The organism is Aeromicrobium changchenzhani (assembly GCF_057586615.1).
On sequence record NZ_CM172480.1, the window covers coordinates 2,642,548 to 2,655,890 of the forward strand.

The 13,343-nt window shown below is 57.6% G+C and carries 11 protein-coding genes; 3 read left to right on the forward strand and 8 right to left on the reverse strand.

Annotated elements, in window-relative coordinates; all coding sequences use genetic code 11:
* Nucleotides 1-12 precede the first annotated feature (12 nt).
* Genes AC2YB9_RS13320 through AC2YB9_RS13340 form a run of 5 tightly spaced genes read right to left on the reverse strand, consistent with a single transcriptional unit; the run spans nucleotide 13 to nucleotide 3,899 of the window.
* The gene (locus tag AC2YB9_RS13320; protein WP_487265822.1) at nucleotides 13-1,569 is read right to left on the reverse strand and encodes a replication initiator; all 1,557 of its coding nucleotides are present in this window, start codon (nucleotides 1,567-1,569) and stop codon (nucleotides 13-15) included.
* Nucleotides 1,566-2,906, reverse strand: a complete 1,341-nt coding sequence (locus AC2YB9_RS13325; RefSeq protein WP_487265823.1) for an FtsK/SpoIIIE domain-containing protein — start codon at nucleotides 2,904-2,906, stop codon at nucleotides 1,566-1,568. The genes AC2YB9_RS13320 and AC2YB9_RS13325 overlap by 4 nt, the downstream gene beginning before the upstream one ends.
* Nucleotides 2,903-3,169 carry a hypothetical protein gene (locus AC2YB9_RS13330; protein ID WP_487265824.1) on the reverse strand — a complete coding sequence of 89 codons (267 nt, stop codon included), beginning with the start codon at nucleotides 3,167-3,169 and terminating at the stop codon, nucleotides 2,903-2,905. Before AC2YB9_RS13330 ends, AC2YB9_RS13325 begins: the two co-directional genes overlap by 4 nt.
* Nucleotides 3,166-3,483, reverse strand: coding sequence for a hypothetical protein (locus AC2YB9_RS13335; RefSeq protein WP_487265825.1), 318 nt, complete (start codon nucleotides 3,481-3,483; stop codon nucleotides 3,166-3,168). The genes AC2YB9_RS13330 and AC2YB9_RS13335 overlap by 4 nt, the downstream gene beginning before the upstream one ends.
* The gene (locus tag AC2YB9_RS13340; protein WP_487265826.1) at nucleotides 3,480-3,899 is read right to left on the reverse strand and encodes a hypothetical protein; all 420 of its coding nucleotides are present in this window, start codon (nucleotides 3,897-3,899) and stop codon (nucleotides 3,480-3,482) included. Before AC2YB9_RS13340 ends, AC2YB9_RS13335 begins: the two co-directional genes overlap by 4 nt.
* Before the next feature lie 133 nt (nucleotides 3,900-4,032).
* Here AC2YB9_RS13340 and AC2YB9_RS13345 point away from each other — a divergent pair, with 133 nt between their 5' ends.
* Nucleotides 4,033-4,791, forward strand: a complete 759-nt coding sequence (locus AC2YB9_RS13345; protein ID WP_487265827.1) for an XRE family transcriptional regulator — start codon at nucleotides 4,033-4,035, stop codon at nucleotides 4,789-4,791.
* 48 nt (nucleotides 4,792-4,839) lie between these two features.
* Complete coding sequence (locus AC2YB9_RS13350) at nucleotides 4,840-5,316, forward strand: NUDIX hydrolase (protein ID WP_487265828.1); 477 nt, start codon at nucleotides 4,840-4,842, stop codon at nucleotides 5,314-5,316.
* Here AC2YB9_RS13350 and AC2YB9_RS13355 read toward each other — a convergent pair.
* The 3 genes from AC2YB9_RS13355 to AC2YB9_RS13365 all read right to left on the reverse strand — a co-directional run bounded on the left by AC2YB9_RS13355 (nucleotide 5,304) and on the right by AC2YB9_RS13365 (nucleotide 12,209).
* A complete protein-coding gene (locus AC2YB9_RS13355; protein ID WP_487265829.1) occupies nucleotides 5,304-5,855 on the reverse strand; it encodes an HDIG domain-containing metalloprotein in 552 nt (183 codons plus the stop codon). The two genes, AC2YB9_RS13350 and AC2YB9_RS13355, sit on opposite strands and share 13 nt — an antisense overlap.
* A gap of 185 nt (nucleotides 5,856-6,040) precedes the next feature.
* Nucleotides 6,041-9,403, reverse strand: coding sequence for a DUF499 family protein (locus AC2YB9_RS13360; RefSeq protein WP_487265830.1), 3,363 nt, complete (start codon nucleotides 9,401-9,403; stop codon nucleotides 6,041-6,043).
* Nucleotide 9,404: 1 nt separating this feature from the next.
* Complete coding sequence (locus tag AC2YB9_RS13365) at nucleotides 9,405-12,209, reverse strand: DUF1156 domain-containing protein (RefSeq protein WP_487265831.1); 2,805 nt, start codon at nucleotides 12,207-12,209, stop codon at nucleotides 9,405-9,407.
* A 116-nt stretch (nucleotides 12,210-12,325) separates the two neighbouring features.
* Between AC2YB9_RS13365 and AC2YB9_RS13370 the strand changes: the two genes are divergently transcribed.
* Complete coding sequence (locus AC2YB9_RS13370; protein ID WP_487265832.1) at nucleotides 12,326-13,321, forward strand: DUF4917 family protein; 996 nt, start codon at nucleotides 12,326-12,328, stop codon at nucleotides 13,319-13,321.
* Nucleotides 13,322-13,343: the final 22 nt, after the last annotated feature.

The window sequence follows — 13,343 nt, forward strand, 5'->3', positions numbered from 1 at the left end:
CCGTCAAGGGCACTACGTGTCACTTCGTGATTCGCTTCGCTCACCCTTGACCGACACGCCCACAACCGAAGTTGGCTGGGGATCGGGAGGATGGGCCAGTTTGGTCTGTGGGCCAGCCCGGGATTTGGCCATCTCGTATTCGGCCTTCCAACGCATATGCTCGCTGATCGCTCTGGTCATAATTTGGCGATAGATCGGCATGGCCGAACCCATCGAATCGTGGATGCGCCATTCGAACCGTTGAGATCCGTCGGGTCGTTGAACCTGGGCAGAAAGCCGATCGACTTCGGTCTTTTCGATTCCGGCGGCAAGGAGCACTTGGCGAACAACTTCAGCTCGATCAGCCCGATGCCCTTTGAGCGTTTTGCCGGTCCACAGGCGCGATACCAACACGCGCCGGCCACCGCAGCCGAGGTGTTGAGAGTCATGAGCCTTGGATGGGCAAGATGCTGACGTCATCCCGGACTTTGCGTCTTGCGGCTGGACGCCGAAGTGCAGCCAGTTCCAGCAGCTCGGTGAGCAAGGTAGCCTGCGCACTTCCTGATGCAATCGTCGTGCGTGCGCTTGTTGGCGTCCGGTGGCATTGGCATCGTCGGCATACGCGTCAGCAAAGCCTTTTGAGAGGTACTTCGTCAGATAAGCAACACGCTGATCGGCGTCACCGTCAGTGGCGATAATTCCTTGAAGATCCATTTGCGTGCCAAAGCGCAGCACGTGGGCAGGGCGGGCGTCCTCACCGCTCTCGGCGTTGTCCAGAGCTTGCGACCAGGTCGGTAACAATTCGTGTGTAGTCGGGTCGGTATATCCTTGGCGGTTCGGTTCGTCGACCCAAATGGGCAACTCGTCGGTGTACTGATCCGGCCCACAGGCTGGCCACCAAACTTGGTGATAGGTGGCGGCCACAACATCATGGAACAACGCTCGTGGAATGGCTCCTCGTACCGCTGCATGGAGATGTGGCGCAAGCCGTCTTTGTGGTTCGACAGCAGCGAAATATTGAACTTTGAAGCCAACTGAACGGCGAAGGTTCTGCCACAGGCGGTCAATCAATTTGGGAAAATGCATGGCATCGAGTGCGGCACGTCGGTAGTCATAACGGGTCGGGTCGACCGGCGTGCCATCGGAGCGAACCCGGCCGTAGGACGGCATGGTGAAGGTCGCAAACATGCTGGGCCGGAACGTCTTGCCGCTCGACGTGGTGAATGTCCGTCCGATGGTGCGATCCTCCACCGGAAGCTTCGGCAAGTCCGGGGTGTCCTGGCGCCGACGGGTCGAACGCACACGGCGAGATTCGTTCTCAGGATTGCTTTCGTGATCGCCGATTTCTGGCCGTTCAGGTTCAGTTGTTAGGTGCCAGCCTTCGCGACATTGCTGCATGCGCAGGCGGCGTGCTTTGTCCGCACATGGCTGACATTTTTGAGCAATCGTCGCGCCGCACGGGGTCGGTACGAGATGTCGTACGCCGGTCTCGCGATCAAATACTTCGTGCAGGATCGGCCGAACGCACACGCCGTGGGCCAGGGCTGTGTCTCGGAGCGCCTCCGCCGACAGCTGCATCGAGGCACTCATTGTGTGATTCCTCCGTTTGAGAGATCGTGGCTTGGCGCTGCGAATTCGGTGGCGACCTGGCGAATGGCTTCGTCGGAGGCAAACCCGGCGCGTACTCGGATCGGAGCACCACCGTCTTCCGGGACGACATATCCAGTCCCAGGTACTTCCCGGCTGATCCGGTGACAATGTGCGCCGCTTTGGATCGCCGCTTCACCAAGAACCATCGAGGTTTCAGAGACGTCCTTTAGTCGAAGGCCGATCATTTGAGTGAACAGCCCGCGTGAAGGAACGACTTCTTTGCGTGGATCCTGAAGGCAAGCGAACACCATGAAGCCGGGTGCTCGACCTTGTGAACACAGCAGGTTGATCGCTGCTTCTGCTCGTCGCTGTAGGTCCCGTTCCCGGCAGTAGGCCGTCAGAGCCGCAAGTTCGTCAATCATGACGACATGGAATGGCTCCGTGGTCGAGGCGACGTGATGGCGAACTCGACCGGCGTAATCGTGAGTGCGTTGTTGCATCACATTGACGAGAACCTCCAGAACGTCGACGGCTTCGACTGCGGTAGTTGCGGTGGTAGTGAACAGCTCTTTCCCCATCAGAACTTCCATCCCGCCCTTGAGGTCCACACCGTGAAGTTGAACCCGGCCGGAATGCACGTCCTGGGCGAGCGCGAATGCGAATGACCAGAACACCGACCCTTTGCCCGAACCGGATGCGCCGGCCACGAGGGTGTGGGGTCCGATCGGCAACAGCCACGCCACTCCATCCGACTGCTGCCCCATGTAGGCAGCTGCAAGGTCGGCAGAGTCGCCAGTAGGGATAGCGGCATCGAACGGCGAAGCTAGCGGGTCGCCCATCGTGAAGGTCAGTGCAACGTCTCTAATTCCCGAGGGTTCAACCCTGAGCTGCGAAGCCCCAAAGGCGAGTCGTACTGCCTCAGACGCTCGCTCGTAGCCTTCGTAGGTCTGGCCGGCGAGTGGCCGCACAATGAGGCTGACACGTGGCCAGCTTCTTCGGGTCGTCAAGATCTTCGGGGTGTTGTCAGCCGATCCAAGATCACATGCCTGACAGGTTTGTTCCCATTTCGAGCGTGCTTGCCAGCGCCAAAGGGCTGAAAGAACTGGCCGCGACGCCCACCGATCGAATGACGGTCGCTGCAGGAGGCACCATGCTCGCACTGAGGTGAGCGCCATCGCAATCAACACGACCGCCAGGACCGATTGCCGGCCTATCAGCCATAGGACGGCAAGAGCGATGACGGCGTGGCCGAAATGCCCGCGCGTGAAGCGTCCAATGAAGACACCCCACGTCCGGGCCTCGTGCCACGCCATCGTCGCAACTTTGGTGTAGTTCATGCTGATTGCTGTTCCTTAGAGCGAATTTCGCTCACTACTTCGATCAGCATTTCGATGACCTCACTGAGCGACGTACGAGACCACCGAAGTCCTTCATCGACTTCGCCGCCTGGCGCGTTAATGAGTCCGCGCGAGGCCTTCTCCACCTCGTCGTAAGCGCTATCGAGTCGTGCAGCGAAGCGTCGAAGCTCGCTGATCGCCTCCTCATCAGTGCTGGCCTCAAGAAAGCGAAACCACTCATGCATCGTGCCGCCCGGCATCATGACCGATCCTCCGTCGTAACGGCGAGAATGAAGCCGGCAACTTCGGCTTGCCAGCCTTGATTCTGGAACGCACCAATGAACGCGACCTCATACTCGCCCTGGGTGATCTCACTTCGGAGCCGGAAAATTCCCTGCTCATCAGGCACGATCACCGTGATGCGTGGGAGCAACTCATCATCCGCGGGACAGCTCATCGTCACGCGCGCAACCACGTTGGTGCGACCGAGTAGGTCAGCTGCTCGCTGGAACACATCAGCGAGATCGCCTAGAACCCAGTCACCCCACTCGAGATCCCAGTCGCTGGCCTTGATCATGCCGCGGCCTTTTCAGTCCGAGCGACAACCCGCGGCGCCGAAGTCTTGACGCCTTTTGCGCGGAGAGACCACGAAACTCGCGAGAACGTTCCGACTTCCTCGATATAGGCGGTCGCAGTCATGCCCTCGAACTCAACCTGACGAAATGGCGAGTCACCTTCGGGCTTGTCAACGACGGGCTGGACCTTCGCCGAGACCTTGATCGTCATCGTCCGGTTCGACTTCTTGGCGTCAGGGTCGGCATCGACAACGTCGACAGCCCACAGCAGCAACCCCGTGTCGGGGTCAATTGCTTGGATCACTTCGGTCTTGGTGGAACGGTCATAGTCGCGCAAGGGCGAGATTTCTCCGACCATGTAGGCGCCGAACGGGAACACTGTCCCGCAATCAACGGGAAGCTTTCTTGGGATTGCCATTTCGATCTCCTTAGTTGGTGAACTGACTACCTCCACTTCACCGCTATCCACAGGACGTTAAAACCCCATAGTCAGGACGTTTAAGGACGTCTACTGTCGAAGTAGAACGTCCTTAAAACGTCCTAGGAGCGAAATGAGCAACGAGCACCTCCGCACGCAACTGGCAGTGGCAGGTATGTCGGTGACAGACCTGGCTACCGCGATCGAAGTTGACCCAAAGACGGTTGAGCGTTGGGTCAGAAACGGACGAGTGCCGCACCACCGGCACCGATGCCAGACGGCCAAAGTGCTGAATTCTAAGGAAACGTATTTATGGCCGCAGCTGCTTCGTCAGGAGAAGGTGCGTTCAGCAAGCCGCGCGGAACTCATGGGCATCTACCCGAGTCGAGGGGACGTCCCGCACGATCTCTGGCGTCGGCTCGTCGACGATGCCACGTCAAACATCGACATCCTCGTCTACTCCGGGCTGTTTCTTTTGGACAGCAACCCTGGCATGCCAGCAAAGCTCATCGAGCGCGCAGCGAACGGACTCAAAGGAAGGTTCTTGTATGGCGTCCCCGACTCTCAAACCGTCGCGGTGAGAGGTGAGGCAGAAGGTATCGGCGATGATTTAGCGGCGCGGATCCGTCTCAGCCTCGCCTATATGCAGCCCGTGGTCGGCACGCCAGGACTTGAGATTCGGCAGCACGAAACGATTCTGTATAACTCGATCTACCGATTCGACGATGAGCTGCTCGTCAATACGCACATGATCGGCTCACCTGCTGCCTCGAACCCCGTCATCCATTTGAGGGAGGTTCCCGGTGGTCTTTTGTTCGATCAGTACATGAAGTCGTTCGAGCGAGTGTGGGAAACTGCCGACAACCTTGGCGCGATCGCTAGTCAACGTTGAAATTCATTCTCTAAATCATCCCTTGTGAGATCGTGAGACGCTGGACATATGGGACGCCGAATTGATTACCTCGATGATCCGAATGCACCTGCACCCAACAGCCTCGTTCCTTCAGCGAACGCAATAGTCACGAACGATGCGGGTAAAATTCTGCTGATTTGCAGGACCGACAACGGGAACTGGTCTCTCCCTGGCGGCGCGATGGACCTTGGAGAGTCGCTCGGCCACACGGCAATAAGGGAGACGCTCGAGGAAACCGGGATCGACGTCGAGCTAACCGGGATCCTTGGCATCTATTCAAACCCCGGTCACGTTTTGGAATATACGAGCGACGGCGAGGTTAGGCAGGAATTCTCAGTTGTGTTCACGGCAAAGCAAGTAGGCGGAGTGCCAACGCCAAGTTCTGAGTCCTCGCACGTGGAGTGGGTCACCACCAGTGGTGCGCTCGATCTTCAGATGCATGCGTCGATGAAGAAGCGAATCGAGCGCTTCCTCGAAGGCAACGCCACCCCCTACTGGGACTGAGCTGCCAGCAGATCCCGAACATGAGCGACGGTCGAATGCAGTTCGGGTGCGGCACGCAGGATCGATCGGTGGACAACATCTTCGGGGTCGTACCGTTCCAGGATGTCTTCCAGTCGTTCATCGACGCTCATACGTTCTCCAAGCGGCCCAACGGTCATGTCGCAATAGGTGAGGAGAGCGAGCGACTCGGAGCCTGGTTGAGCAAATTCAGAGACAAGGTCGGAAAGGCATCCGCGTTCCTCGGCCTCAAATTCAGCACACGAATGATACGCAACTAGCCCCGCTACACCTGCCGAATAGCCAGTGTCCCGAGCAAACCTGGCGCCGTCGAGGGGATGAAAGCCAGTGATCGCAAGTTCGGACGCGTATCCAATGTCGTGCAACCACGCGGCAGAAATGAGCAACTCATCGTCGAGATGCATTTCTCGACAAACTATCCCTGCACGCTCAGCAACCCCAGCAACATGCGCAAGACGTCCTGGCAGATCAGTCAGAAGATTCTTTGCGATCAGAGATGCTGCGGCACTGGATGCTCCCACCAAGCCAGCCTACAAACCCTCGGTGACACTATTTTCAGCGACGCTCGAAAGTATCTGTCCGAATTGCTTGACGCGTTGCTCGGCTAAGGAGAGCACGAGCAGACCCATTTTCACCGAAGTTCGGCACTGTTTCGTACCCTGAAAGATTCAATGAGAGGAGGAGCTGCCGAGGAAGTCCAGCGTTTCTACTCGTCTTCGAACCCTGATTGATCGAACTTCATCGTGTCCGCATTTTCGCGGACTGTTCGGACCTTGCTTTCATCGAACCCAGCTGGCGCGATCGCTTCGATCTCGACGCGGACACTCAGTTCGACACCCGGCGTGGCCGCCAGGTGGGAGAGCACTTCATCGGAAATCTTTTTGAAGTCGATCGTGTAGCGGTCATTGCTGAGTTGCTTTGTCCCAAAGAACCGTTTCTTCAATTTTTTGGGAGGAGGGTTCACCGGACCCGGGATGACAGGCACCCCATGGTTGATGGGTGCCGGTTGCACGGGATCATCGGGATCGACTGGCTGTGGGCGCCGTTCAGCCGCTTCGAGATCGCGTTGCGCCAACGCCAGTTCGGGCTTCACCAGCAGGAGTTGGTCAGTCACGATCGGCGCGGAGCTATCTGATGGCAGGGTCAGCCCGCGGTAGCGTTTGGTTGTCTCGTCGTAGCCTTCGGCAAAGGCGAAACCGTCCTGAGCCCAAGCCAGCGACTGTTGAAGAATCCCGTCGTTGAGAACTCCGCGATCGCGCAGTCGAGTCATGTACGGGTAGGCGGCGTAAAGTCCCCACAAGTCACCGACCGAGACATGGCCCGATGTCCATACCGTCGGCACCCGGTCGGTGATGATGAACCGGATCGTGGATGCGGCCTGTTGGGTGGCCAGATCGCCGTCGTTACCGAGTTTCTTGGACACACGTTCGGCCAGTGATGTGGCCTGGCCTTCTGCCTTCGTCGCCTTGATGGTGAACGGATCGCCCGGAACCTGTTCAGGTACCAAAACCCAGTGATAGGCACCGAGGAGCCGGTCTGAGACGGTCCGGTCTGACTTGTCACGCTGGTCGTTGGCTTGTTTCGTTTGTGCCTGCGTCAGGTCAAGCTCGGCAGAGTTGTCGGTGACGTTCTTCCAGCCGAGGTATTGCCGGACAGCACTGTCGAGTTCGCTCATTCTCGACTCATCAGCGGCGAGATAGACGACCATGTTGCGGTTCGTGCGATTAGCGTTGCCCCGGTTTTCGGTCGCTTTGTGGGCGAACTGCACTGCTTCGGAATCGTGTTTCAGCCGCGAATGGGTCACCTTTGGATGCAGGATGACAAGGCGTGCCTCGTCGATGTCGGGTATGTCGGCAGTGTCCTCGGGACATACGTGTACGCCCGAGAATGCGCCGCGTTGCGAGCCCTGGCCTTGCAACCTTTTGCGGATGTCGGCCCAGACGTCCTCGGGGTGAAGTCGTTCAGCTTGGTCTTTCGCGTGCCGGGAAATGTTGGCCTGGACGTCGTACCAGTATTTCCCTGACCCGGAATAGAAATAAGTGGCCCGGTCGGTGAGCCGGTTTAAGGCGGTGTGGAAGTTGCCGACAACATCGCCGGGTATCGCGGTCCCGAGCAGCACTCGTTGGGTTTCGATGCCTTTGTGGGCTGCGCCAATCGTGGGTGCTGCGCCGAAGAAGACAGTGCGCGCCAGCCGTTTGGTGACCGAGCGTTGGCCGTAGATAGCGGTTTCGTTGTCGATCTTTGCCGGTTCGGAATTGTCGCCATCAACATCAGCGTCGATGATCGGCTTCCAGGAGTCCTGCAAATATTGGGTGAGTTCGGAGTTGACCTTGGAGACACTCAACGGGATCGAGCCGGGCAGAATCAGTGGCGACTGGTCGTTGCCGACCCACAATGCGTGAATGACCGTGTTCATCAGCCGCAGCACACCGCGTGTGCGTTGGAACCGCTCAAGAGTGGACCAGTCCTGATAGAGACGATCAAACAACTCCGGGTGAATTGGATAGGAGTGCCGGATCCGGTCTTCGTACGCGCTCTCGCGTGCCTCTTTGGGGAACTCGGAGGAATCTTTACGATACAACTCGACGAACGCTTTCGCGGTCGCGGCGATCTCTGCCAGCGCTTTAGCATCGGGTTCAACAAACAGGCGTCGTTTGACGATTTCATAAGATTCGGTCGACGAGGCCGGACGCCACTGCGAAGCAAGCCGGCGCACCACATTCTGTAAATTTTTGAGCGCTTCAAGTCCGTGCGCGCCACCCACCTCTTCGGCGTTACCGGCCGCGAGCTTATCGAAATCATCACCCGCATAAGACGCCGGGATAGAGATCGCAAGGAACACTCCCGATGTGGCTTTTGCTGCTTCGGTGAGTGATTGAGCGAACCCGAACTGCGTATCGAAGGTGCCACCGGCCAGATCGTCACGGCCATACAGCTGACGTGCGTAGGCAACCCATTCATCGATCAAAATGACTGCCGGCGCATAGGCTTCCAACAACTTGTGCAGCGCTGCACCGGGCGCAGTTCCTGCCTTGTCGGAGTCGGCGACAATCGCATAAGCCTCAGGTCCGCCGAGCTGCCAGGCGAGTTCGCCCCAGATCGTGTTGACCTTGGTGCCATCATCCTTTAACGATCCTGAGGGCGCCAGATGGTTGCCGACGATCGCGACACGCCGCACACCAGACGCGATGGCCGCGTAATTGCTGTCCTGTAGGAGTTCTTGTACGTCTTGGCCGAAGCTGGTGATCGGGGTGCCGCCAGCCAAATGCCACAGCGACAACATCGAATGTGTTTTGCCGCCACCGAAGTTGGTTTGCAGGTTGACCACAGGCAATTCATTGTCGTCACCGCCGAGGCGCTGTACCGCACGCGTGATCAGATCCCGCAGGCCTTCAGTCAGGTAGGTGCGAGAAAAGAACTCTGCAGGGTCTGAATAATCCCTGCTCTGATTAGCATCGCCCGTCGCGACCTTGTAAAGATCGGCCGCGAACTCTGCCGCCTGAAAGTTACCCGTCGCCACATCATCGTGTGGCTGCAGCACATCACGCCACGGTCGAAGCCCTTTCGACTCAGGGCTGTTAGCTGCCGCCTTGAGCGTTTTACGGTCGTCTTTGTCTGCAGTGACCCTGCGCAGGTTAAGTCGTAGCTTGGCGATTTCGGCGACCGGTTCAGGGGCGCCGACCGCAGTCAACAGCCGCTCGGCAGTATCCAATGCACGGTAGGCGTCGTCATCGCTGAAGGGTTTGTTGTGAGCCCAATCGTTGCGGTAATCACGCAACTCACTTGCATAGCTTTTATGGACTGGGCTCAAATGCCCATTGAAGGGAAACCAGCCCGGTTTGAGCTGGTGCGGGATGTTCTCGGTCAGCATCCGTAACTGCAACTGTGGGTCAGTGGCCGAATACGCTTTGCCGACTATGCCGTTGTTGGCGTCCTTCGCGGCAACCAACATCGTCCACGACTGGCCGTCGGGAAGTTCCGGGCCCAGAACCAGTTGCAGAAACCCGTCCAAAGCGGGAGCTGCGAGTTCGAACATCTTGCCAATGCGGTCACGGTTGGACAAAGCCATGTCAGTCTTCCTCGAATTCAAAACTCGATTGAGTGGGCACATCGTTCTTCTGATTACGGGCAGCGTCGACGATCTCAGTCCACGCGGTCACCAGGTTGTTGAATCCGATCGCTTCTTGGGTCCAGCTCCGCTCTTCACACACACGGAACAAAAGGTGTGCGAGCTCAGGTATCAACTCAGGGTCGATGGCACCGTCTGACCGAGACTGTGCGAGCGCCAAGAAATGCCCGGCAGCCCCTACACCGTCGGTCTCAAGGATCCGCATCAAATGGTGCGTGGCTTCCCAGCTGCTCGTGTGGCCGTCGGCTACGACGTCATAATCGGTCGGTAGATCCGCCGGGGCTATAAGCGCAACGTTGCCAGCTCGACTAACCAACACCTCATCACGATCCAGCGAGGCCACTGAAGTGTTGCGAGCACGGGCGAGACTGTCAGCGTCGCCGAACTTTCCAACTCCGTAACGGTTCTGTTTAAACCAAGCAATCGCAAACCGAGTGGTTGCGTCGAAGTCACCCTCTTGCTCATTGAGAACCTGATCAAGCACCTCATTGATGCGCGCGAGAGCCGACCGCACGGTCATCTTCGCACCGTTGGCTTCCATGACTGAGGCGTAGCGGGAGAACACCGCCATACCGGGTCCGATTGCAGCCTGGGGCAGGTCCACCGGTGCAATGCCACCTTGTTGAAGTTTTTCCAACGCGACAGCGAGTTCGGCTTTCATCGCATTGATGAAGCCCTTGCGGTCCGTCGTTGGAGCATCATCAGGGCGAGGGCGAAGCGCAAGAACAATAGAGGAAGCAAGGGCGTTAGTGCCGATCGAGATCATGCGGCCCGACCGCTCGCTTCGCATCGGCCAGGTCGCTGTGATTGCCCAACCTGAACGAATCATGCCTTCAAGGAGGGTCTCCCAACCAGAGGACGATTCACCTTCCTCGCTACTATCGCTTTGCTTGAATGCGTAATAGACAGTGATGGGGAAGTCATCCAGCGCAGACTCTCGTGCCCTTGCAAAGACTTCACGAAAACCATCCTCAAAAAAGTCTTTTGCGCCAGCTCTACCATCGTGGCGATAGGGATTTGCAACGAGTTCCTCGACCTTAGGCACCAGGAGAGTCGCAAACTGCGACGGCAAAATCGTTTTGAGTGTCCGTCGCTGCCAGACATAGAAATAGTCCGACAGATCCGAGTAGGCGATGTTGTCGTAGTAGGGCGGATCAGTCGAAATGAGTGCGTTTCGGTAGTCCCGTGTCGATGCGTCAGCCTGATCAACGACGCCCATCCCATGTGATGGGACGCCTTGGAGCGCGCTGGCCGTCCACTCGACTTGACCGCGATAGTTGCCTGACGAAGTCGAAAATGGGTTGGTCTCGACAAAATCCCACACCATGGGGATTGCTTGGCGAGCAAAAACATTTCTGACAAACTCACCCGTAGAGGCCCACGAGTTAATCGTGGAGAAATAGTCAGCCGACCGGCTGACTGCAAGACCCAAATAAATCGCAACCGCGTCAGCGTAGGCGGCTGCTCCTGTGCCGCCGGCTTCGAGCCGATCGCCCGTGGCCATGCCCTTGGCGACTGCGTCCTGGAGGGCAAGTTCGCGCGCTCCATCAACTAAGTCACTGAACGTTGTGAGCGCTGTCAATTGCCTGTTGGTGAAAAGGTCAGAAAACCGTGTCAGTCCATAGGCAGGCGTCCATAAGTTCCGCGGATCGTAACCTAATTCCTGATCTGGCACGTCAAGGGGACGTGTAACAATTGCTGTATCTTCATGCACTGAATCAGGCGCCACGTAAATTCGCCGCCGATTACCCTCGGCGACTACGGCCATCAAGGCAGCACCCATGCGACCAGCCTTCGCCTCGGATTTCACGTGGTCTTTCGGCACAACCGCCTGGCAGGATATGCAAATTCCACCTTTCCGCCCCGACATCGTTGCCGCATTGTGTGGACCAATCGGTTCATTTCCAATCGAGAATTTGACGCGCTTGCCGCTCGAACAACTTGCATCCGCGACGACATTTGGGACGACGTAAGCTTCTTTGCCCTTCTTCTTACCGAGCCACCAGGATCGTACGAGTGGCATCTCGATGCCGCAGGCAGGGTTCGGACAGGTCACAGTGCGGGCCCAGATCCAAGCGATAACAGTGGCTTCACCGCCATCGGGAAGTTGCGCTTTGGGATACAGATGTCCGATTCGTTTTTCGGCTTCATCGCGCATCCACTGACCGTATGAGCGAACGTCAGCGGCGAGACCCTCGGCGCCCTTCCAAGAGCCGGTCGGTGAGTTGGCGTGTTCTGGATGGACGGGTGGTTGGCTTCGAAATTTCGGTGGAATTTCTATGAGTGCTTTGTTGATCAGCACTGCGACCGGATTGAGGTCGGAGGCGTGTGCTTCCAACCCGAGGCGTTGCGCTTCGAGGGGGATGGTTCCGCCGCCGGCGAACGGGTCAAGGATCGGCGGCGGGTTACCTCCAGTTGACTTCATAATCTCGGCGCGAGCCTCGGCGATGAGCCGTTCATCGCGAATGTTCTCCCAGACTACAAGGCGTTCGATAATCTTGTGGAGCCGCTCGCGTTCTACCTTTTGGGCATCTTCAGTCGGGAACTCCTCAGGATTTGAAGACGGATCGTCGACTAGTTGTGCAAACAGAACAGCACGGGCCGCCGCCAAAGGACGCCGAGCCCACCACAGGTGCAGGGTCGAGGGGTGCCCGTGCCGTATCGATTTTTCTCGAGCCGACTCACGGTTGATCACCTCAAGCGGGAGTGCGACCTCGATAAGTTTCCGCTTCTGAACCGCGACCATTTCTCCCTCTCACCCAACAGTTGGGCTTTAACCTCACGCAGCTGCCCGAAATAGGACACACGGGCCTACTCTAGGCCCACACTATCGATCGAGTGGGACAGAATCAGGAATCGTTTATGACGACCAAGCCGTTGGCCACGTGGGATGAAATCCGCGAGCATCAAGACTGGCCGACGCTGATGCTCTGCAACGGCTTCAGCCCCAACATCTGGGCGCCGCTTCGCTACCGCTCGCTATTCGGCCAAACTGATCTCAGTCCAGAGATCAAACTGCTGCTCAGTCGTCTGCACTCGACGGATTTTGAACTGGCGCTCGAGTCATTGACGCTCGGCATCAAGGTGAATCGTGCTCTTTACGTCGAATGCCCGGAACTGGTTAGCGCCAAAAAACTCATCCGGAACGCACTCTTCACTGCGGTGCGAAAGACGCATCCCATATACAAGGATCTGGCGGCGACGGCACACCCTCACACCATCGGAGAGCTTCTTCAGGGATACCAGGCAATCTTCACTCTGAACTATGACTTGATCCTGTATTGGGCTCAGGCAGCCGTTCGAAAGACGAGTGCCATGACCGATTTCTTCGATCTAGACAACTACTTCTTCGATCCGCAGCAAGCTAACTTGGGGACTTCAATCTACTTCTTGCATGGCGCCTTGCACATCTGGACCGACCCGACAACGGGCGAGATCAGCAAGTACACGAGCACCGGCAAGAAGAACAACGATCTGCTGTCACAAATTCGAGGATCCATCCAGCGAGACACCAACCGTCAACCTCTGCTCGTCTCAGGTGGCAGTGCAGCACAGAAGCTGCGCACCATCCGCAAATCTCCATACCTAAGCTTCGCGCTGGACTCCCTGCGCAACTGCGACTCACCCACCGTAATTCTCGGTGCGAGCCTCGACACCTCTGATGCGCACATCATCAACGCGTTGAAACGAAGTAGGTCACCGATCGCAATTTCGATCTACCCTGGCAGCCGCGACTGGCGACGATCGATGGATCGCTTTCGTGCAAAATTGCCGCAGCGCGAAATCTCGTTCTTCGACTCGACAACTCATCCGCTCGGTGATCGAAACCTGAACTGCACACCATCGACCGATAGGTAGATCTGCAAGCCGGATGCGAGGC